Origin of the sequence: Microbulbifer aggregans, assembly GCF_020524005.1 — a bacterium.
Taxonomy (GTDB): Bacteria; Pseudomonadota; Gammaproteobacteria; order Pseudomonadales; family Cellvibrionaceae; genus Microbulbifer; species Microbulbifer aggregans_A.
Map to the genome: position 1 here is coordinate 427,504 of NZ_JAIVKK010000003.1, position 20,996 is coordinate 448,499.

General features: G+C 56.9%; 17 protein-coding genes. 14 read left to right on the forward strand and 3 right to left on the reverse strand.

Annotated elements, in window-relative coordinates; all coding sequences use genetic code 11:
* Window positions 1-137 precede the first annotated feature (137 nt).
* Both LC093_RS06730 and LC093_RS06735 read right to left on the reverse strand, forming a co-directional pair.
* On the reverse strand, window positions 138-1,409 hold the full coding sequence (locus LC093_RS06730; protein WP_226663478.1) for an NAD(P)-binding protein: 1,272 nt from the start codon (window positions 1,407-1,409) through the stop codon (window positions 138-140).
* A 21-nt stretch (window positions 1,410-1,430) separates the two neighbouring features.
* Window positions 1,431-2,696, reverse strand: a complete 1,266-nt coding sequence (locus LC093_RS06735; protein WP_226663480.1) for an FAD-dependent monooxygenase — start codon at window positions 2,694-2,696, stop codon at window positions 1,431-1,433.
* A 202-nt stretch (window positions 2,697-2,898) separates the two neighbouring features.
* On the opposite strand from LC093_RS06735, the gene LC093_RS06740 reads away from it, so the two are divergent.
* Window positions 2,899-4,053 (forward strand): flavin-dependent monooxygenase, encoded by a 1,155-nt coding sequence (locus tag LC093_RS06740; RefSeq protein WP_413231490.1) that lies wholly within the window; start codon window positions 2,899-2,901, stop codon window positions 4,051-4,053.
* Between the two features lie 99 nt (window positions 4,054-4,152).
* Here LC093_RS06740 and LC093_RS06745 read toward each other — a convergent pair whose 3' ends face one another.
* Complete coding sequence (locus LC093_RS06745) at window positions 4,153-4,869, reverse strand: tRNA-uridine aminocarboxypropyltransferase (protein ID WP_226663485.1); 717 nt, start codon at window positions 4,867-4,869, stop codon at window positions 4,153-4,155.
* A 439-nt stretch (window positions 4,870-5,308) separates the two neighbouring features.
* Here LC093_RS06745 and LC093_RS06750 point away from each other — a divergent pair, with 439 nt between their 5' ends.
* The 13 genes from LC093_RS06750 to LC093_RS06810 all read left to right on the forward strand — a co-directional run bounded on the left by LC093_RS06750 (window position 5,309) and on the right by LC093_RS06810 (window position 20,948).
* Window positions 5,309-7,108 carry a GMC oxidoreductase gene (locus LC093_RS06750; protein ID WP_226663486.1) on the forward strand — a complete coding sequence of 600 codons (1,800 nt, stop codon included), beginning with the start codon at window positions 5,309-5,311 and terminating at the stop codon, window positions 7,106-7,108.
* Window positions 7,109-7,139: 31 nt separating this feature from the next.
* Complete coding sequence (locus LC093_RS06755; RefSeq protein WP_226663488.1) at window positions 7,140-8,582, forward strand: coniferyl aldehyde dehydrogenase; 1,443 nt, start codon at window positions 7,140-7,142, stop codon at window positions 8,580-8,582.
* A 109-nt stretch (window positions 8,583-8,691) separates the two neighbouring features.
* The gene (locus tag LC093_RS06760; RefSeq protein WP_226663494.1) at window positions 8,692-9,693 is read left to right on the forward strand and encodes an AraC family transcriptional regulator; all 1,002 of its coding nucleotides are present in this window, start codon (window positions 8,692-8,694) and stop codon (window positions 9,691-9,693) included.
* Window positions 9,694-10,011: 318 nt separating this feature from the next.
* Window positions 10,012-10,755, forward strand: a complete 744-nt coding sequence (locus tag LC093_RS06765; protein ID WP_226663496.1) for an OmpW/AlkL family protein — start codon at window positions 10,012-10,014, stop codon at window positions 10,753-10,755.
* 52 nt (window positions 10,756-10,807) lie between these two features.
* Window positions 10,808-13,171 (forward strand): autotransporter outer membrane beta-barrel domain-containing protein, encoded by a 2,364-nt coding sequence (locus LC093_RS06770; RefSeq protein ID WP_226663498.1) that lies wholly within the window; start codon window positions 10,808-10,810, stop codon window positions 13,169-13,171.
* The gene (locus LC093_RS06775) at window positions 13,149-14,117 is read left to right on the forward strand and encodes a DUF1853 family protein (protein ID WP_226663500.1); all 969 of its coding nucleotides are present in this window, start codon (window positions 13,149-13,151) and stop codon (window positions 14,115-14,117) included. The genes LC093_RS06770 and LC093_RS06775 overlap by 23 nt, the downstream gene beginning before the upstream one ends.
* Before the next feature lie 188 nt (window positions 14,118-14,305).
* Window positions 14,306-15,004: a MotA/TolQ/ExbB proton channel family protein gene (locus tag LC093_RS06780; RefSeq protein ID WP_226663501.1), complete on the forward strand. Its 699-nt coding sequence runs from the start codon at window positions 14,306-14,308 to the stop codon at window positions 15,002-15,004.
* 25 nt (window positions 15,005-15,029) lie between these two features.
* Window positions 15,030-15,494: an ExbD/TolR family protein gene (locus LC093_RS06785; protein ID WP_226663503.1), complete on the forward strand. Its 465-nt coding sequence runs from the start codon at window positions 15,030-15,032 to the stop codon at window positions 15,492-15,494.
* On the forward strand, window positions 15,494-15,907 hold the full coding sequence (locus LC093_RS06790) for an ExbD/TolR family protein (protein WP_226663505.1): 414 nt from the start codon (window positions 15,494-15,496) through the stop codon (window positions 15,905-15,907). The genes LC093_RS06785 and LC093_RS06790 overlap by 1 nt, the downstream gene beginning before the upstream one ends.
* A complete protein-coding gene (locus LC093_RS06795; protein WP_226663507.1) occupies window positions 15,904-16,725 on the forward strand; it encodes an energy transducer TonB in 822 nt (273 codons plus the stop codon). The genes LC093_RS06790 and LC093_RS06795 overlap by 4 nt, the downstream gene beginning before the upstream one ends.
* A 3-nt stretch (window positions 16,726-16,728) precedes the next feature.
* Window positions 16,729-19,044 carry a TonB-dependent receptor gene (locus LC093_RS06800; RefSeq protein ID WP_226663511.1) on the forward strand — a complete coding sequence of 772 codons (2,316 nt, stop codon included), beginning with the start codon at window positions 16,729-16,731 and terminating at the stop codon, window positions 19,042-19,044.
* Between the two features lie 85 nt (window positions 19,045-19,129).
* Window positions 19,130-20,245, forward strand: a complete 1,116-nt coding sequence (locus LC093_RS06805) for an alpha-hydroxy acid oxidase (RefSeq protein ID WP_226663513.1) — start codon at window positions 19,130-19,132, stop codon at window positions 20,243-20,245.
* 22 nt (window positions 20,246-20,267) lie between these two features.
* A complete protein-coding gene (locus tag LC093_RS06810) occupies window positions 20,268-20,948 on the forward strand; it encodes a Fe2+-dependent dioxygenase (protein ID WP_226663515.1) in 681 nt (226 codons plus the stop codon).
* The last annotated feature ends 48 nt before the right edge of the window (window positions 20,949-20,996 follow it).

Below are 20,996 nucleotides of genomic sequence, written 5' to 3' on the forward strand. Positions count from 1 at the left end.
CGATTGCCCAGTTCACGGGCAATAAATGGTGCCAACTTCAACACACCACATTATTTTTTGGTAACGGTTAACTCTAAATTTTCAGACTACCGAATTAAAACAATCCAACAATGCCTGCGGCCTGAATATCATTGCAGTTACAGCAACATATGTACCTGCTTTGCCAGCTGCAAGTGAAATCCGGAATCGGATTCAGCCTTGCTATGTCTGGCCCTGGTAAGCTTGCGAAGTGTTTCCATCCGCCCTTCTTGCGCCGATATCAGTTTGTTGTTTTTATCGAACGACGCCGCCCGCTCCCAGGCAGGTCTGGATGAATCAATAGCGTTTTCCAGATAGTCTTTAAAAACAAAACCCAGATCGCTGGATTTTTTTGCAAAAGCATCTCTCAGCGCTAATACATGCCCCAAGGCTACGGTCATACCCTGGCCGTATATAGGGTTAAAACTGGTGATCGTGTCACCAACAGGAAAATAGCCTATTGGAATTCCTGAAACCTGATCAAAGCGGCGGAAAACGGAGTGAGCTTTTTTAAACACTTTGAGGCTACCTAACGTATCTGCTCCACAAATACGCTGCCAAATTCTCTGATCGGCCAGATTTTTGGCCATATCCATCCACTCTTCTATGGTTTTCGGTGGCTTAATGCCGTTTGTACCGTGTAACGATACACACCAGGACTCACCCTCTATCGAGATTAATGATCCGCCGATATGGGAAACACCCGGCTCCGGGTTCACCAGAATATTTTCCTGGCAGCCTTGCCATTCCGCCTTCTTCTTAAAGTGCAGGGTTGCATAAAACAGGTCGATGGAAGACTTCTCTACCGGCACTTCACCCGACAACACCTTGCTTACCTCAGACAGGAATGGTGCACCATTACCAGCGGCATCGATCACAATATCGGAAGCAATTTTCGAGCCGTCCCGCAGCGTGACCGAAGGCGCTCCCCCCTTGGGATCAGTGGCAAAATTCAGGCGCTCCACCGGTGATCGGTGGCTTATCTGAACGTTGTCGATTTTACTCACATAGTCGAATACAACATTCTCAAGCAGTGGACGTGATTGGGATAAGAAATGAATCCCCAGATCCCTGTTCGGCATCCATCCGCCGTACTCGTATATCTGCTGGTCGCTGCCAAAAGACACACGTACCGCGCCACGGGATTCAAGCGCGGACGATATGCCGGGTAAAATGCTCTCAAGCCTGTCCAGGCCAGCCCTCAGTAATATATGAATATGCGCGCCCTGAGGAACCGCTTTACGGACACCAGCAGGAAAAACATCATCATTCCTGTCTCGCTGGTCTTTATCCAGCACGGTCACCTTTTTGAAATAAGGTGATAACGCGGCAGCCGAGGCAAGCCCGGCCATACCAGCGCCAACGATAACCGCGTGATTCATTTTATCCATAAGCCCACCGTCCACTGGCGATCAACAGCTGTACATCTGAGCACGCTGAAACCATTCCAAGTGTCGATCAGGACTGGTAAATATCTCAGCTTGTTTCTTTTGAGAAAGCGCTCGTAACAGCTCGTAATTTTTCTTTGCTGCATGGCCGTCAAATGACGAATCATAAGCCGCACATACCCGCCAGGCTTTTTGTGACCACGCGGCAGACGTCTTTATGTAGTCACTCTGTGCCAGGCCAATATCGTCGTGATCACTAAACGCGTCGTGGAGCGCTTCAGCATGCCCAAAACCGACCGTCATACCCTGGCCGAAAGTGGGGTTCACACTCGTTATCACATCACCGAGAGGGAAATAGCGGAAGGGTAGCTCTGGCATCAAATCAAATCGACGCCAGGTTGATAACGGCTTTTTATATAAGGCTACTGGGTGAATTTTGCGAGCCTGTATCAACCGCTGATAAATCCGGTCCGCGGGCAGTTGCCTGGCAAACTCGACCCACTCACTCGGCGTTGTCGGCGGAACCAGACCGTTGCGCCCGTGCAGGGATACAAACCAGCGACCGTCTTCGATATCGAGCAGGGCTCCCCCTGCGGAAGCACCAGGCTCCGCAATGATCAGGATATTTTCTCTACTTTCGGCCAGCGATTCTGGCTTGTCGACGATTGCAGACGCATAGACAATATTTGAATTGATTTCATCAACCCGGTCCATTCCCGGAAAGAGCTCATTCAATTGCCTTACAAACTTCCCTCCACGCCCGGAGCAATCGACCACGATATCGGCCGGCATTTCACGGGCTTCACCGTCTGGTTCCGCCAGCCTCACACCGGCAATCCCCCCAACACCATCTAATGTGAGATTTCCGACCCGAACACCATCAAGAATAGAGACATTTTCAAGCTGGGTTACCCGGGATCGAATAACATGCTCAAGCAAGTAGCGCGACTGCGCGAGTATGCTGCAGCCCAGATCACGTTCCGGCAGCCAAATGCCATATTCATGAATCTGCTGATCGATACCGGCACGCAAACACTTTGCACCAGAAAGCGTCAGTTCCTGGGTTATCCCCGGGAGAAATCGCTCCATTATCTGCAAACCGCCAAGCAAGAGACTGTGTAAATGAGCAGCCTGACCTGCGCCTTTACGAATGGCGGGTACATCTGGCAGAGTATCCCGTTCAAGAATACGAACGGTTTTGAAGTGCGGGGCTAGCGCAGCCGCGGCTAATAGGCCTCCGGTCCCCGCCCCGATGATTAGGGCTATATCCTTGCCCTGTTTAACTGTCATATGGCATATTCCGTGTGCTTTGTCACTATCCGACAGTGGCATGGTTAACAGATGTTAATCCAAACGGCTTCGATTTAGCCATAGCTCTACTTTATTTACCAGTAATTATTACTCCCGTAAATTCATATCCAGGAAGGAAATGGCTTTACCCACCTGAACCCTCTTCAGGTGTCGGAATGGCCAGTAACTGCGTAAGGAAACCATGAAGCTGCTCGACAATATCAACGAGATACTACCTGTCATACTTGACAATTCTTCCCGCTGCGAAGAGATCGGGATGGTGCCAAAAGAAAATGTCGAGTTGCTGAAACAAGCGGGGTTTTTCCGCGCACTGCAGCCCAAAGCTTACGGCGGCCTTGAACTTCCTTTCCCCGAATACGCAGCCTGTATCGCCCGCCTGGCAGAAGCCTGCGCATCCACGGCTTGGGCATGTGGGCTACTCGCCAATCACTCCCACGCGATCGGTTTGTTTTCGGTGCAGCTGCAAGAGGAAATATGGGGGAAAAACCCCGACGCCCTGGTGAGTTCCTCCGTTGCACCTCTCGGTAAGTGGGAACCCGTTGAGGGTGGCATCCGACTTTCCGGTACTTTCGGGTGGTCTTCAGGCTGCGACCATGCGGATTGGGCCGTTCTCGGTTATATGGGCAAAAACAATATGGGCCAGGCCGGCCCCTGCTTTGCCGTAGTACCACGCAGCGATTATGAAATCCTGGAAGACTGGGACACCATGGCACTGCGGGGGACGGGCAGTAAGTCTTTGCGGCTAAAGGACGTTTTTGTTCCTGATTACCGCACCGAGTCCCTGTTCGGTCTGAACTTCGGTCTTACCCGCGGTTACAAGAGCCACAGCGGCGACATTTTTTACACGCCGTTTTCCCCCGTCTTTTCTATAGGGTTTGCTGCAGTAGCTTTAGGGATTGCCCGCCGCTTTGCCCATCTGTTTACGGAAAAAACCAGGGCTCGTACCAGAGCCTATTCCGGGGCCAAAGAGATAAACAATGCGCCCGCGCAGATGTATCTTGCGGAATCCACCAACCAGATAAAATCGGTACAGCTTCTGCTGGAAAATGACTGGCGGGAAATGATGGATCGTGCCAGCCAGCAGAGTTTGCCCTCGCCAGACGATGTGCTGAACTGGCGATGCCAACAGGCCTACGCCATCAAAGCCCTGATCGAAGCGGTAAGCAGACTGTCGCTGGCATCCGGCGGCAATGCCTGGTTTGCCAGTAATGAGATGCAGCGGCTATTCAGGGATATCAGGATCACCGGCAGCCATGCGCAAACGGACTATGCCATCGCGTCACAGACCTACGGCAGGCACCTGCTGGGACTCGGAATGGATGCTAAATTCTATTAAGTCCCGGTAAGTCACCCCGGTGCCCGGACATGGCACCGGTTGCAATAAACGTTGCAATAGCCAGAGGCGTAAACAACAAGGCCACAAACAAAAAGAGCGTTACTTCGGCAACGCCTGAAGTACCTGGTGGCTCTCACTAACTTCCGGCACACAACCTCCCCTCGTAGCCAGGTAATGCAGGTTAAAAACGGAAAAGTAGTGTTGGAGGATCGAAGCCGGTCTTTCTTCTCCGGCGAGTAACAAACAGCTTATGGCCGCCTCTGCCGTCGAAAAGCGATCACTTTTCCCTGAGTCCCTCACCGCGTAGGAACGTACCAGCGTTTCCGGCAAACTGAGGCACGGCGTTGCGTCCAGCCAGCGACTCAAGCCAACCATTCGGCTGCACTGCTTCCAGGTGCCATCCAGCAAAATCAGCGTGATCTTTTTTGAGCCGGTCGGTAGGGTTTTGGTAACCGGCCTTGTGCAGTTCACGGTTCCATCCGCAGGGAAGACGATAAAGCACTCCCGACCAGGGTCGCTCAGTAACGCCTTCAGCCCTTCAGGTGCTTCCAGCCGATTCCACAAGAAGACCGGTGTCTGCGGGAAGGTATCCACGATTAACCGACCGGTATTGGTCGGTTTGAACAGTTCCTTACGATGCATAAGCAATGCGAAATCCACCTCGCTTTCCGCCCTGGGACGCCATTCGCACATGCAGGCAAACTCGCCCATCTGGCAGTCCGCGCACCGTTTTACGCTTTTGCCTTTGGCCAAAAAGGGTTTAGTGGATTTCGCAAGCTCCTGATCGCGCAGGAGCGTATACATCGTGGAATACATATCTGACCTACAACCAAATCAACCGCCCCTGAAACGCGCTTGCTCGCGCTGACCCGGGATTGATGCGGACCTGAATAAAGGGGCCGCTCCGCGTGGGTGATGAAAGGCGAAATTTTACACTGCGGCAAAAGTGAAGTCCCAGCTTAGTTGCACCGTGAAAGGCGTACAGGCCTAAATCCCCTGCCTGACAGGTTAACCGGACCGCAGTACTCGTTGGCCACACACTACTCTTCTATCAATATGACCAACCGGTCTCACCTTAATGGCTAAAAAGCGACACAAGCCGGTCCTCGCCGCTATCTTTGTGACCGGGAAAGATGCGTTAGGCACAGATTCCCTGTTGGCGAGAATTGTCAAATTGCTTCAAGGCCACTCCTCTATTCTCGCGTACTGATTTGAACAATAAAAACACAGTTGAGTCTCCACAGGAGTATCCGCGATGAGCGAGAAGTTTGATTTTGACCAGGTCATCATCGGGTCTGGTTTTGGTGGTTCCAGCAGCGCACTGCGCCTGAGTGAAAAGGGCCACCGGGTGCTGATGCTGGAAAAAGGCAAGCGCTGGAAAGACAAGGATTTCTCCAACAACTCCTGGAACATCAAGAAGTTCCTGTGGGCGCCCAAGCTGGGGCTGACCGGCACCATGCAGGTGAGCCTTACTCGTAAGGTGACCGCACTCCACGGCGCCGGTGTCGGCGGTGGCTCGCTCATCTACGCCAACGTGCACCTGATCCCCACCGACGAGGTCTTCGACTCCGAGCCGTGGTCGCGGGTACACAAAGACTGGAAGCAGCGCCTGCTGCCGTTTTACGGCCTGGCCCAGCGTATGATCGGTGTGGCCAAAAATCCCTACGGCAATGCTGCCGACGAGACACTTAAGGAAACCGCCCGACGGATGGGGCGCGAAGACTCTTTCCAGGTCGTGAATACCGGCGTGCTGTTCCCGGAAGCCCCCGAGGACCGGAGCGGCAAGGACCGTGGCGATCCCTACTTCGATGGCGAGGGCCCGGACCGCAACAGCTGCCAGCACTGCGGTGGCTGTATGATGGGCTGCCGTCACAATGCCAAGAATACCCTGGAGAAGAACTACCTCTGGTTTGCCGAGCGCAATGGTGTGGAGATCCGCGCGGAAAGCGAAGTCACCCGCATCGAGCCGCTGCCCAACGCCGAAGGCGTGCGCGATGGCAGCGCCGGGTACGAGCTGACGGTACAGAGTTCCACCGCCTTGCTGTTCAAGAAGCCCTACAAAATCCGCACCCGCGGGGTCGTGGTGTCAGCCGGTGTCTTCGGTACCATTCCGCTGCTGCTGAAAGCCCGCGACAAAGACGGCACCCTGCCAAATATCTCGCCACAGCTCGGCCGTCAGGTGCGCACCAATTCCGAGACGCTGATCGTCGCCACCAGCGACTACAAAGACAAAGACGGCAAGCCGCGGGAAGTGTGCGAGGGCCCGGCCATCACCAGCATGTTCGACCCGGATGATGAAACCCGGATCGAAATCGTGCGCTTTGCCCCCTATGGGGATTTCAATTTCGCCCTGCAGAGTGCGGTGCCAATTACCGAATCCAACGGGCGCGTGCCACGGCAGATCAGCATGCTGGCCAGTATGTTGCGCCAGCCGATCAAATCCCTGTGCATGCTCAACCCGATCGGCAAGTCTCGCAACAGCATTATCTTCCTGGTGATGCAGACCAAGGACAGTTTCGTACACGTGAAATCCGGCAAATGGCCGTTCGGCTGGCGGGTAACACAGGAACCCGGCGACTCACCGCTGTCGAATTATTTCCCCATCGCCCACGAGACCGCCCGCCACTATATTGACGCCGCTGGCGGCGGTAACGCCGGCAACGTGGTCACCGAAGTATTGACCGGTGCCCCCAGTACTGCACACCTGATGGGCGGCGTGGCCATCGGCACCTGTGCCGAAGACGGCGTGGTGGACGATACAGGCGCGGTATTCGGCTACCAGAACCTGCGTGTGATCGACGGCTCGCTGATTCCCGGCAATCTGGGGGTCAACCCGTCGCTAACCATTCTGGCCCTGAGCGAGTACGCCTGGTCCAAAGCACCGGTCTTCAACCGGGAGCGTGCGGAGAAAATAACCCCGGTGCGCTTTTCCAACCCGCTGCCCGGCAGCATCTCCGCACTGACTGGCAGCGGCGACCTGCACGGCATCATCTGTCGTAGCGGGACGGCAGACCGTATTACTGCCAGTGAATCTACTACCAGCGTGACAGGCTGAACCGGAATCATCCGCGCCTAGGGAGAAAGTAATGAACAAACAATTTGAAGTTCCGCGCGAGCAAGCCTTAGCGCAGATCCAGTATGTATTCGAGCAGCAACGCCAGGCGTACCTGGCACAGCCTTATCCGAGTTTTGCCCAGCGAATCGAGGACCTGAAGCAACTCGCCAGGCTGCTCACAGATCACCAGGATGCGATCGTGCAGGCGATCAGTGATGATTTCGGCAACCGCTCGCCCACGGAAACCCTGTTCTGCGAATTTTTCGTGGTGCTGGACGGCATCAAGGACACCATCAAAAAGCTGCGCAAGTGGATGAAACCGCAGAAGCGCCACACACCGTTCACTCTCTACCCGGGAGCGAGCAGCCGGGTGATTCCCCAGCCACTGGGCGTGGTGGGCGTAATCGTGCCGTGGAATTTTCCGGCCAACCTGATGTTTGCCCCGCTGACCTGCATTTTTGCGGCCGGCAACCGCGCCATGGTGAAAATGTCGGACCGTTCCTCGCGCCTGGCGCATCTGTTAAGCAGTGCCAGCGGTGACTATTTCCCGCCGGAGAAGCTGTCCATTTTTGCCGACAGTCACCAGATAGGTCCGGACTTTTCCGCATTACCGTTCGACCATCTGCTGTTTACCGGCTCCACCCAGACCGGCCGCGCAGTGATGCGCAATGCTTCCGCCAACCTGACACCGGTAACGCTGGAACTGGGTGGCAAGTCGCCCGCCGTGGTAGCTCCCGACTTCCCCATTGATGTCGCTGCCGATCGCATCATTTACTGGAAGCTGGTGAATGCCGGCCAGATCTGCACCAATATCGATTACCTGTTTCTGCCGGAAGACAAGGTAGAAAGCTTTGTCGAGCAGTCCCGCAAACTGGTCGCCAGGCGCTATCCAGACCTGCAGAGTAGCGATTACACGTCGATCATCGACGACACATCCTATAAACGCCTGTGGCAAACCGTTAGAGATGCGGAAGCCAAGGGTGCCAGGGTGATCAACCTGGCACCCGGCGGCGAAGGCGATGGCAAGTTGCGCAAGTTCCCCCCGCACCTGATCCTCAATGTCAGCGAAGATATGCTGGTAATGCAGCGGGAAATTTTCGGCCCGTTATTGCCAATCAAAACCTACCGGCAGGCCAGTGAGGTCACGGACTACATTAACCATCACGACCGCCCGCTCGCGCTCTACCCATTTACCAGAGACAAGCAGTTGCAGGCGTTTTATATCGAGCACGTGATGTCCGGTGGTGTCAGCGTCAACAATGCACTGTTGCACGTAGCCCAGCACGATATGCCATTCGGTGGCGTCGGCCCCAGTGGTATGGGCCATTATCACGGCTACGAAGGCTTCGTGAATTTCTCGAAGATGCGCCCGGTGTTCTACCAGGGCTTCTTCGACGGCATGAAACCGCTGATGCCGCCCTACGGTCCAACCACGCAGAAAATCCTCAACTTTATGTTGCGCCTGGTGCGCTAGGGTTCGCAGTAGGCCCCGAGCGAGTCGTGACTGATGAGACTTGACTCTTTTCGCCACTGCGCGCATTTTGCTTCGATATGGAAAGTGGCAGGAAGAGGTTTCGCCGCAGATGACCACGCATTCAGTCCGACTCGCCTCCTTCGATGGCATTCGCGAAGCCGCACTGGAACTCGGTGTCGATCCCGAACCGATTTTCCACCGCAACGGCCTACCCCCGCTGGGCGACTACAATCCCGACGCCCGCTTTCCCTATATCGCGCTGATCAACACGCTGAATACACTGGCAGACGCCACGGATGCGCCACACTTCGGCCTGCTGGTGGCCCGCCGGCAACCGCTGACGACCATGGGTCTGCTCGGTGCCGTGGCCGCTGAAGCCCCCACCGTCGGTCAGGCCATTACCGATATCGGCGACCACCTAAAAGTACATATCAATGGCGCACGTTCAATCTGCGAAGTGGAAAAGGATATCGCCACCTGGCGCGTCGCGGTGGATCTTGAAGGCGCACCGGACCTGAAACAGAAACACCTTCTATCCGTCGGTATTGCCTTTAACATCCTGAGACAACTACTGGGTTCGAGCTGGCTTCCATCCCGGGTCCAGTTCGATCATGCACAACCAGAAGATGTGCGCCCCTACAAACAGTTCTTCCGCTGTCCGGTGCTTTTCGGACAGGAGTTCTCCGGCCTGTGTTTTCACAGTGAGGTTTTACAAAGGGCCAACACGGAAAAGAAAGGCGCCGACTACGGACAACTGAAATCGGCCCTCGAATCCAGCGAGCAGTCACTAGGCGGCGATTTCGAGGATTTATTTCTCAGCACCACCCGAGAATTGATCGAAAAGGGAAACCTTTCACTCGAGAGCGTGGCAGCAGCACTGGATATGTCCCCGCGTACCTTACACCGCAGGCTGCGCGAGGAGCTCGACACCAACTTCCGCGAGGCTTCAGACAAAATTCGCATCCAACTGGGGATGAAATACATCCGTAACACCACACTCCCCCTGAGCGATATCGCGGATATTCTCGGATACTCGGAACTGGCCGCTTTTTCCCGGGCGTTCAAACGCAAAGTTGGCTGTTCACCCAGACAGTGGCGCGCGGTGGCCTGATTTCAACTCTGCTTGTTTACATAACTCTCTTTTAGTATCTCCAGCTTCACACCAGCAGCACTCGGGGCGGAATGCCAATTGTTTATTCAAGGCGCAAACATGCGCGCTTGCAATTGCCCATCCGGTTACCGCGCACTGCATTCAAGGCTCCTTATTTCCCCAGCAAAATCCCACCCCCATGCTACTTTTACTGATGCTTTCGCAAGTTCTTCGGCAGTTTATAAATCCATAATTGCCGCGCCACGAAAAAGCTTTTCCGCCAATTGATACAGCCTTGGAACCTGGCCCTGTACCAACTGGTGTTAAACGGAGTTAACAATGAAAAAGCTCAAGCTGGCTGCCGCTGTAGCACTGCTGTCACCGGCACTGGCAACAGCCCAGATACCGGTTTCCGATATTGATCTGACGCGGTTTTATGTACGCCTGGGAGCCAGTTTCGTCTATCCAGACGACGACATCACACCGCTGAAATATTACCTGCTGCAGGATTGGGAGCTTTATCGTACCGGATGGGATATCGATGAAAACGTGACCTGGAATGTTTCCGGCGTCTGGCGCCCGCTTCCCTACCTCGGCGTGGAGGCGCTGTATATCGGCAGTCCGGATCACTCACTGACCATCACCAATTTTCGCGCCCAGCCCGGGCGGGACAATATCGAGTTTGGTTTTTTCACCACTTCATCCGCCAATCTTTTCGTCAACTGGTACCTGATGGATGAGACCTGCCTCGGACAGCCGTATATCGGTATCGGCGTCAACTACACCGACTTTTACGACGACGAACTCAAACCGGAAATGCAGCGTTACCTGATCGACAGCGGTTTGGCCACCGGGCTTTCCAAGTTCGGCATGGGACACTCCTGGGGCGCCAGTGCACAGCTTGGTCTGGACTGGCGCCTTGGCCACGGGCGCGCCTGGCTGATCAATGCGGCGGTGATCTATACCGACGCGGATACCGACGGCGTGGTTACCTTCCCGGTTTCACCCGGTTATGAGCGCCTGTATTCCGATTTTGAGTACAACCCCTGGACACTGAACCTCGGCGTAACCTACGAGTTCTAGTCTTCAGGCCGGTTCCGGATAACAATCTATAACGACTCCCCCGGGGGCATTTGTGATTCAAACAGCGCGGAATTTGTTGCTCACCGTCCGGCTTTTCAACAAGCATTTGTTACCTTCCATCGGCCTGGTGCTGGCCACAGCCCTCTCGCCTTCCCCGGCAATTGCGGAATGCTCGCCCTCAAATACCGGCACCGCCGGCGACGACAGCATTCTGTGTGACGAAGACAACGACGCCGGGGGTGCCGATGTAAACAGCCTCGCGGGGGACGACACCCTGGATTTGAATGGCGGGACAATAGGTACCGTCGACGCCGGAGCCGGCAATGACACCGTCAACATCAACGGAGCTCAAGTCGAAACGAACCTGCTGACCGGCGACGGCGACGATACCGTGGTCATGGATGTGCGCGAGTCGGAAGTGGGCTCTTTTTTCGGCGGCGGTCTCGACACCGGTACCGGCAACGATCACGTGCATATCTATGACGGGCTCGCCTTCGAAGTGCTCACCGGCGAAGGCGATGACGAGGTGATTCTCGAAGGCGGATTCATTTTCAACTTTCTCGATACCGGTGCCGGTGACGACTATGTCTACTGGGATGAAGGCATCCTTAGCGAATTTCGCGGCAATGCCGGATCCGACTACCTGGAAATCGATGCCTTCGCCTATGAAGGCGATGTGGTCCTCGATGGCGGCGATGACCTGACCGCAGACGACGGCGATGTCGATACGCTGCGCTTCAAACTGGACCACGAAATCGACGGCCGCCTGCTGCGCAACTGGGAACGCATCATCATCAACGGCAGCACCAAACTCGACCTGCTCGGCACCCTCGCCGTTGGTGGCGGGCAGGACAGCAACGGCCAGCAACTGGGGCTGGATATCCGGTTTGGCGGGATCGTCCAATTTCTGCCGCGGGCCTATGAAATTCAGGGCGATGTACTGAATGCCGGAACACTTCTCTTGCATGACAACCGTATAAGCCAGTTGAGTATCACCCCGCACAATGACGGCCGCTTTGGTAACTATATTGGCCGCAACGGACGCCTGCGGATCGATACCCGCCTGGCCGGCGACAACGCCGCTACAGATCGGCTCAATATTCTCGGTAATGCCAGCGGTACAACATTCGTGCGCGTTTACAACATGGGCGGTAACGGCGCCCTGACCACCGGCGACGGCATCAAGGTGATCGACATACAGGGCGACTCCCCCAGCGATGCCTTTGTGCTCGACGGCGACTACTGGGGCGCTGACCGCCAGGATGTGACGATCGGCGGCGCCTACGGATACACCCTGCACCACAACGCACTGAGCGACCCCGACGACGGCAACTGGTATTTGCGCTCAACCCTGCTCGATCCTTTTGATGGCAGCGGCAACCTGATCCCCCGCTGGCAACCGGCTGCGGTAATGTACGAAACCTACGCGCAGGTGCTGCGCAATATGAATCGCCCGAACACCCTGCGCCAGCGGGTGGGCAACCGCTTCTGGGCGGGTACCAGTTACCTCGATCGCGGTGTTTGCTGCCTCACCGAAGCCACGGAAAAAACCATCGATGGCGGCGGCCTGTGGATGCGTATAGCGGGGGAGTATTACGACTTCGCGCCGGAGTTTTCCTATGGACGCGCCCAGTGGCAGCAGGACTACGGGCAGGCTCAGGTGGGTGTGGATTTCTCGGTTGATCCCTCCGTCTATGGAGGGCGCCTGGTCCTCGGGCTGTTCGGGCAGTATGCGTATGCGGATACCGAGCTGGACGCATTCTTCAGCCACGGCCAGTTTGATACTGAAAACTTTGGTGTTGGCGGTACCGCAACCTGGTACGGGCACCAGGGTACTTATGTAGACCTGCAAGCCCAGGTCAACTGGTTCGACACCGACCTGCGGTCTTACGAGCTCTACTACCTGGCCAGAGGCAATGATGCGGTGGGCGTATCCCTGTCCGCCGAAGTCGGGCACACCATCAAGCTGTGTGACTACTTCGCCCTGACCCCGCAAGTGCAGGTGACCTATAACGCGGAAGAGGCGGACGATATCTACGACGCCTACGGTGCTTATATGAAGGACACCGAAAACCACGGCGGCGCGGCGCGCTTTGGGGTGGCCTTCGAGCAGCGGGTAAGTGGGCGCAAATCCCCCGCCAATATGTACGGTCGATTGCTGCTCGAACGGATCAACCTCTACGCCATTGCCAACGCATTTTATTACTACGATGCAGAAACCCGGGTGAACGTATCCGGTACCTACCTGTACCAGGCCCGCGACGATTGGTGGGGGCAGATTGGCGTTGGCGCCACCTACGATGAATGCGGCGATCACTGCTCCTTCTATACCGAAGTGGATTACAGCACCAGCTTCGACAACCCGGGCGACAGCTACGGCGCAAGTGTGCGCTTTGGCTTTCGCTTCAAGTGGTGATACCGGCGCTGCCCTCGCCACAGGTTTTCCCTATACTCGCGTCATGTCTCCGCCTGCCGAAATACCGCTGACCATCGCCGAGCCCGATCATTGGGCCAACCTGCTGTGGGCAGTCAGCAGCACCGACATTTGCACGCCCTCCACACTTCCGTGGCTGCCTGCGCCACGACGACAACGCCTCCGTGAGTACTTTTCCACAGCAGACGTTCGCGATGCACGGTCAGAATCATTGACGCAACTGCTGGAGAGCACCAGCAGCCGGCGCCTGGGGGTCTATTTTGAAAACCTGTGGGCCTTCGCGTTTGAACATCACCCGGATTACCGACTGATCGCACGCAACTTTCCCATTCGCGAGGGCGGACGGACGCTGGGCGAGCTGGATTTCCTGGTCCAGCACCTGCCCGATGCTCGCTGCGAACACTGGGAGGTTGCGGTGAAGTTCTACCTGCAAGCCGGTGACTATTGGGTAGGCCCGGGCCTTAAAGACAGGCTGGATATCAAGCTCGCACGCATGCGCACACACCAACTGCCCGTGCTTCATGCCGCCGCTACCAGCGCGGCATTAACCACACTGGGATTGCCAAACCACCAGGACAGTATCCGCCAGTGGGCGCTGGTGCCCGGGCGCCTGTTTCGCCCACTTGGGGAGATCGCCCCAGCCACTGATCCGGGTTACTGGTGGTGTACGCTGGAGCAGTTTATCCACAACGTCCGACATCTCTCCTCCGGCCATTGGTTCCAACTGCCCAAGCACAGCTGGCTCGCACCCCTAACGACAGGTCGGCCCAATACTGAACGCGAGCAACGGTTTGTCGATGAACAGCTGCTTGCCCGCGGGCCGGTCTGTGTCGCCGGCACCCGCAACGGCCGCGAATACACCCGCGGGTTTATCGTGCCGGATGACTGGCTCGAACAAGCATTCAAGCGATTACCAACCACCCGGTAACGATCAAAAAACGCACAAACCATCGACACATTACTGTCTTAGCGCCAATACCTGACGCCCAAATCAACCTCCAACATAAATTTAAGAAAAAAGTACCAGTAACTGGGCTAACCTTATTGCTCTACCAAATACGAATCATTACTATCCGCATCCAAATTAACATCTCTTAACAATAAGGAAGCCGACCCGTGGAGAACGCAATCGCGCTATTTATTCAGGGTGGTGTAGTGATCTGGTTGCTGTGCGCGTTTTCCATTGCCGCAACAACCCTGTTTCTGCAAAAGCTGTGGCAGTTCTGGCAGCTGCGTACCCTGCCCGGCGCCACTCCTGAGCGCGTGCTTCAACACCTGGAAAACGGTGAGCGCAGCCAGGCGCTGATACTCTCCAAGGGACAACGCAACCCCCGCGCGCGCCTGATCGCACAGACGCTCGGGCTGTTTGAACGCCAAACCCTGTCCGCCGACAAGGTCCGTACCGAAAGCCTGCGCCTGGCCCGCGTCGAGATCAGCAAGCTCAACAGTTTCCTGCGTCCACTGGAAGTAATCGCCACCCTGGCGCCGCTGCTCGGCCTCCTCGGTACCGTCATGGGCATGATCGAAGCGTTTAAAGCAATGGAGGCCGCCGGCACCCAGGTGAATCCTGCGGTATTGTCCGGCGGTATCTGGCAGGCGCTGCTCACCACGGCCCTGGGCCTTGCCGTCGCTATTCCAGTATCCCTCGCGCATAGCTGGCTCGAGCGCAAAGTGGAAGTACAGGCAGGTGACATCCAGAACGATCTCGACCGCGTGTTTACCTGGTTCGCGGAAAAAGACAGCCGCAAGACGGCCGCTAAAGAGCCTGTAAAAGCGGGCGAAGCCAAATCAAAACCCAGCCAGCAGCCGGCCTGATTCCAGATAAATAAAGCGAATAGAAATGGAATCCACCTGCTCACAACAAGCCGCGGACACACCTCTGCTGTTTCAGTCCCGCCGCCGCGGCATCAGCCTGACACCGCTGATTGATGTGGTGTTTATCCTGCTGATGTTTTTCATGCTGACGTCCAGCTTCAGCCAGTGGCGGGCGGTGGATTTCTTTTCGCCAACGGAAGCAAGCGCGACGGCAGAAAAGCCTGCGGCACCATATGTACTGATCCTGCATGCCGACCAACGCTTGCGGCTGGCCAATGGTGATCTGGATATCGCTCATTACCGGGACTTTTCCCCGGCGATGTTGCAACACTTTGAACAAGACGCTGCCGTATTGCTGGCTCCCGAGGCCACGGTACGGGTTCAGGATATCGTCAGTGCACTGGAAGCCCTGCAACAGGCCGGCCTGAGCCGGGCAACATTGGGCAAGAGCCTGCCGGAAAACCTGGCCAAACAGGTGGGCGAACAATAATGCAGCTGCACACAGCACGCCCGCGCAAGAGCGCCGACGACAGCATGATCCCGCTGATCAACATCGTCTTCCTGCTGCTTATTTTCTTCATGATTGCGGGAAAGATCAGTAACGACCAGCAGGACGCGATCACACCGCCGGTTTCACAAAGTCAGGAACCGGTGAACACGCCACCTGCGGTGTTGAAAATCAATGCGGAAAACCAGCTCACGTTTGATGGTAAGGCGGTAACCCTGGAGACACTGGCAACCAGCCTGCCGGAAGTGCGCACGCAGATTTACGTCAAGGCCGACCGGAACTTACAGGCCAAGGATCTGGATGCCGTGTTCAACCTGCTGCGGGAAGCCGGTGTGGAGCAGATCACCTTGTACAGCGAGCGCGCTGAAGTTCAGTCCGGCGGCGGCAGCTTATGAACAGTATCCAGTGGGTTTCGTCCCTGTTTATCGCACTGATGCTGCATCTGCTGTTGGCCGCCGGCATTTTTCACCTCGAGCAACCGGAAGCCGGTGTCGCCGTGGAGGCAGGGGAAGGTGGTGTAGATGTTGGCCTCGGCATGCTGGGCAGTTACGAGGAAGTTCTGCAGCCCCCGGAACCCGAAAAAGAACCGGAGCCTGCACCCGTCGAGCCGCCAAAACCGGAAAAGAAGCCACAACCGAAGCTCAAGCCGCAACCGCCAGAGCCGGTGGTAAAACCAAAACTGCCTGAATCCGAGCCTGAACCAAAGCCGGAGCCGCAACCACAGGTAACGACGGTAAAAACGGCGGAAGTCAGCCAGATTGCCGTAGCGAAAGTAGAAGCCAAAGCAGAAACCGCAGTGGTGGACGAGCCTGCGCCGCAGGTAGAGAAAAAGCCTGAGCCCAAGCCCGCCTCCGTACGCGCAACCGGGCGGCACAATCACGCCAGCGCAGGCGCCACCGCCGGCAATGCCAAAACCTATTTCAGTGCGCTGATGGCCTGGCTGAACCGTTTCAAGGATTACCCGGCGGCACTCAAGAAAGAAAAAATTCAGGGCGTAGTCACTGTGGAATTCACCATCGCAAAGAATGGCGACATTACCAAAGCGGCTATCAAAAAGAGCTCGGGCCACCCGGAGCTGGATGCGGCGGCAATGTCGATGCTGCAGAACGCATCCCCGGTGCCACCGATACCCGAATCCATGAACCGGGAGACCATCAAACTGGTTATCCCGGTCGAATATTCACTGATCACAAACCGGAAATTCACGGAGTAGAACATGAAGAAAGGAAAGCAACTGGCCCCGGCCTCCCTGCGTCAATCCGCGCAGCCGCGTCTCAACGTCAACAAAACCGCACTGGCTCTGAGCGTGCCAATGCTGCTGATGGGGCAGGCGGCGCTGGCCGAGGAAGAAGCGATCGTTCTGGACACCATGCAGATCACCGAGCGCACCAGTGATACCAATCCCTACGCCGAAGAGGGCGCGCCCTACAAAGCCAAGGTTTCCGGTGATGCGCGTCGCGTAAAAGAAATTGCCAAAACACCGCAGACCATCAGCGTACTGACCCAGACCGCGATCAAGGAATCCGGCCGCAGCGACCTGCGCGAAGTACTGGACGCACAGCCGGGCGTAACTCTCGGCACCGGTGAAAACGGCAACGCCTTCGGCGACCGCTACATCATCCGCGGCCACGAAGCGCGCAGCGATGTATATGTTGATGGCCTGCGTGACCCGGGCATGACCACCCGTGAAAGCTTCGCCGTTGAGCAGATCGAAATCACCAAAGGCCCGAGCGCAACTTTCGCCGGCCGCGGTTCCACCGGTGGTGCCGTTAACAGTGTGACCAAGCAAGCCAGCACCGACTACGACTTCAATAACGTGGAAGCGGGCTTCGGCACCAATGATTTCCGCCGCCTGACCCTGGACAGCAACGTCAAGATCTCCGAAACCCTGGCCGCGCGTGTGAACCTGCTGCACGGTTACGAAGAAGTGCCGGATCGCGCCCCGGCGGATCGCGAGCGCAATGGTGTGGCCCTGTCCCTCACCCAGCAGACTACTGACAAACTGAGCCTGACTGGTGACTTCTACTACCTGAATGCCGAAGACAAGCCGGACCTCGGTACCTACATCGTGCCCGAAGGCCGCCCGGTACACGACCTGCCTACCTACACCCAGGACCAGGATTTCCTGGATTCCGAGGTACAGACGTTTACCTTCCGCGCCAACTACGACATCAGCGACAACCTGCGTTTCCAGAACTCCACCCGTTACGGCACCACCGAAAACGGCTACGTAGTGACCGGCGCCCGTGGCACCACCCGTGCAGACGATGACGAGATGGCACCCGGTGCAGGAACCGTAACCCTGAGCACGCACCAGGGCTGGCAGGATGTGGATTACTTCGTAAACCAGGCCAACCTGTTTATCGACAGCCAGCTGGGCGGCGTGCAGCACCAGTTCCTGATCAGCGCAGAATATTCCGACCTGGCGGTACTGAACGGCCAGTTCAAAGTGGACCCAACCGCTGCCGGCAACTGTGAGGCCAATGGTCGCGGTGATAAACACTTCTGTATCGTGGACGAGAACGGTGATTACATCACTGATAACGGCAACCTGATGGGCCTCGAGATCACCCGCAGCGACTGGGATTCCGATTACCAGATCAAGACCGCATCTGTCTCCCTGATGGATACTGTTGACCTGAATAATTTCTGGACCGTACACGCCGGCCTGCGCCTCGACAGCTTCGACTACAGCAACGCAGCCTTCGGCCGTGGCGCCACCGAAGCCACCTTGTACGAATATTCCGATACCCTGGTGAACGGCCATGTTGGTGTGGTGTACACCTTCAACGACCTGGGCAATGTGTACTTCACATACGGCACCGCCACCAACATCAACGGCGGTGAATCCGATGTGGGCGCAAACTGTGGTTACGGCGGTATCTGTACCGACAGCGCCAACGTGGGCGCCCCCAACCCGGAAGGCACCCGCAACCTGGAACTGGGTACCAAGTGGAACCTGAATGGCGAAAAACTGCTGCTGACCGGTGCCATCTTCCAGATCACTAAAGACGACGTGATGGAAAGCCTGCCGTTTGGCTCCAGCTATGACGATGTTGGCAGCATCAACACCGGCAAGAACCGCGTGCAAGGTTTCGAAGTAGCGCTGGTGGGTAACCTGAGCGACAAGTTCAGCACCCAGTTCGGCCTCACCATGATGGATTCTGAAATCCTTGAGTCCACCAACGAGGACAGCATCGGCGAAAGCCTGGCGAACTTCGCAGACGACAGCGCCTTCCTGCAATTGCGCTACCAGGCCACCAGCGCGTTCGCTTTCGGTGGTTCTGCCAACTACTCCAGTGAAATCTTTGCCGGCCAGCCGGACTCCGCGGCCAGCGATACCTTCCGCGTCCCCAGCTACACGTCTTTTGACCTGTTCGCCAGCTACCAATTCAGCGAAAAGCTGAAAGCACAGCTGAACGTTAACAACGTGACCGATAAAGACTACTATCTGGCGGCATACCGGAGCGGTGCCTTCACCTACATCGGTGATGCCCGCAGCGCTGCGCTGACTGTGTCTTACGACCTGTAATCCACGCGCAGCCTGAAAAAAGCCGGGGACTTCCCCGGCTTTTTTTTAGCCCAGAAAAGTTACGCCAAATAAATAGACCAGAGCAATGACAGAGCAGACCCCGCCAACCGATTACCTCGACCGGATTCCCCCGCATTTAGTTAGCGCCGGGGATTACGAGCAGGAAGCCAGACAGCGACTCTCCGACCCGGTATGGGCGCAGATTGCCGGGGGCGCCGGGGATGAAATCACCCTGCGAAAAAACCGCACAGCATTCGATACGCTGGAAATCATTCCGCGCATGCTGGCGGATTTTCGTCACGCGGATACCGGGGTTAACCTGTTCGGCCGCAGGCATAAATTCCCCCTGTTGATCGCTCCCATCGCCCACCAGCAACTGCTGTACCCGGACGGTGAACTGGCCACACTGGCGGCAGCCAACGCGCTGGAAACCACCTTTATCGCCTCCACTCTGGCATCCACGCCACTGGAAACCATTGCTGCAGAAAGTACCGCGCCTTGCTGGTTCCAGCTCTACTTTCAGCCGCAACGGGAACAGACCCTCGATCTGCTGCAACGGGCCGAAGCCGCGGGTTACGAAGCCATCGTGGTGACCCTGGACGCGCCGATCAGCGGCCTGCGCAACCGGGTACAACGCTCCGGCTTTGCCCTGCCCGCACATATTCCCACCCCCAATACAACGGGCTACGAGCCACCCGCGCCACGCAGCCTGGCGCCGGGCAGCAGTGTGATCCTGAACGGCTTTATGGCCGATGCACCGCGCTGGGAGGATCTGCAGTGGCTGCGTGAGCAGTGCAAATTGCCGTTACTGGCAAAAGGCGTAATCAGCCCGGCGGATGCCGAGCAGTGCAAGGCCATCGGGCTCGACGGCATCATCGTATCCAACCACGGTGGCCGCACCCTGGACGGCCTGCCGGCCACCATCGACGCGCTGCCGGAAATCCGCGCGGCCGTCGGCCACGACCTGCCGCTATTGCTGGACAGCGGTATCCGCCGCGGCACCGATATCTTCAAGGCCCTCGCCCTCGGCGCTGACGCGGTATTACTGGGCAGGCCATACCTCTACGCACTCGCCACTGCCGGCGCCTTGGGCGTCGCGCATTTGCTGCGTATCCTGCACGAAGAACTGGAAATCGCCATGGCACTGTCCGGGCGCCCGGATATCCAAAGTATTCAGCCCGACGCAGTAAAGCGCCGCTAAGAAAGCGCGAACAGGAGACACCATGCTTACAGTTATCGAAGATCTCTTTACCACCGACGAAGCCGCGCAACTGCGCGCGCAGCTGGTGGAACAACCCTGGCTGGATGGCGCCGCCACCGCCGGCGGCCAGGCGGCCTCGGTAAAGGCCAACCTGCAAATGGATGACCGCAACCCGGTAGCGCAACAGTTGCGCCAGCAGGTACTGGAGCGCCTCGGCCGCAGTCCGCTGTTTGTCTCCGCAGCGCTGCCACAAAAAATCTACCCACCCAAATTCAACTGCTACCGCGACGGCGGCCACTATGGCCTGCACGTGGACAGCGCCATCATGCAGCTGCCAAATGGGGAGTCCCTGCGCACTGACCTGTCGATTACCCTGTTCCTGAGCGAGCCGGATACCTATGAAGGCGGCGAGCTGATGATCGAGACCCGCTACGGTGCCCAGGCGGTCAAGCTGAATGCCGGCAGTGCGGTGCTCTACCCGTCCTCCAGCCTGCACCAGGTGACCCCGACCACCGAGGGCGAGAGGGTTTGCAGCTTCTTCTGGATCCAGAGCCTGGTGGCCGACGACCACCAGCGGGAACAGCTGTTCGAGCTGGACCAGTGCATCCAGACCCTGACCATGGAGCGCGGCCACCAGGATCCACAGGTCAAATCCCTCACCGGGATCTATCACAATCTGTTGCGGGGTTGGGCAACTACCTAAGCCCCTGCGCCCTAGTGCTGTACACAGAACAACATTGAGGCGGTACCG

Bases quoted from the DNA above. Each gene is read 5' to 3' on its own strand.
- LC093_RS06735 (WP_226663480.1), bottom strand. From the start codon at position 2,696: ATGACAGTTAAACAGGGCAAGGATATAGCCCTAATCATCGGGGCGGGG.
- LC093_RS06765 (WP_226663496.1), top strand. From the start codon at position 10,012: ATGAAAAAGCTCAAGCTGGCTGCCGCTGTAGCACTGCTGTCACCGGCA.
- LC093_RS06810 (WP_226663515.1), top strand. From the start codon at position 20,268: ATGCTTACAGTTATCGAAGATCTCTTTACCACCGACGAAGCCGCGCAA.
- LC093_RS06760 (WP_226663494.1), top strand. From the start codon at position 8,692: ATGACCACGCATTCAGTCCGACTCGCCTCCTTCGATGGCATTCGCGAA.
- LC093_RS06790 (WP_226663505.1), top strand. From the start codon at position 15,494: ATGCAGCTGCACACAGCACGCCCGCGCAAGAGCGCCGACGACAGCATG.
- LC093_RS06755 (WP_226663488.1), top strand. From the start codon at position 7,140: ATGAACAAACAATTTGAAGTTCCGCGCGAGCAAGCCTTAGCGCAGATC.
- LC093_RS06805 (WP_226663513.1), top strand. From the start codon at position 19,130: ATGACAGAGCAGACCCCGCCAACCGATTACCTCGACCGGATTCCCCCG.
- LC093_RS06800 (WP_226663511.1), top strand. From the start codon at position 16,729: ATGAAGAAAGGAAAGCAACTGGCCCCGGCCTCCCTGCGTCAATCCGCG.
- LC093_RS06750 (WP_226663486.1), top strand. From the start codon at position 5,309: ATGAGCGAGAAGTTTGATTTTGACCAGGTCATCATCGGGTCTGGTTTT.
- LC093_RS06740 (WP_413231490.1), top strand. From the start codon at position 2,899: ATGAAGCTGCTCGACAATATCAACGAGATACTACCTGTCATACTTGAC.
- LC093_RS06730 (WP_226663478.1), bottom strand. From the start codon at position 1,409: ATGGATAAAATGAATCACGCGGTTATCGTTGGCGCTGGTATGGCCGGG.
- LC093_RS06745 (WP_226663485.1), bottom strand. From the start codon at position 4,869: ATGTATTCCACGATGTATACGCTCCTGCGCGATCAGGAGCTTGCGAAA.
- LC093_RS06795 (WP_226663507.1), top strand. From the start codon at position 15,904: ATGAACAGTATCCAGTGGGTTTCGTCCCTGTTTATCGCACTGATGCTG.
- LC093_RS06785 (WP_226663503.1), top strand. From the start codon at position 15,030: ATGGAATCCACCTGCTCACAACAAGCCGCGGACACACCTCTGCTGTTT.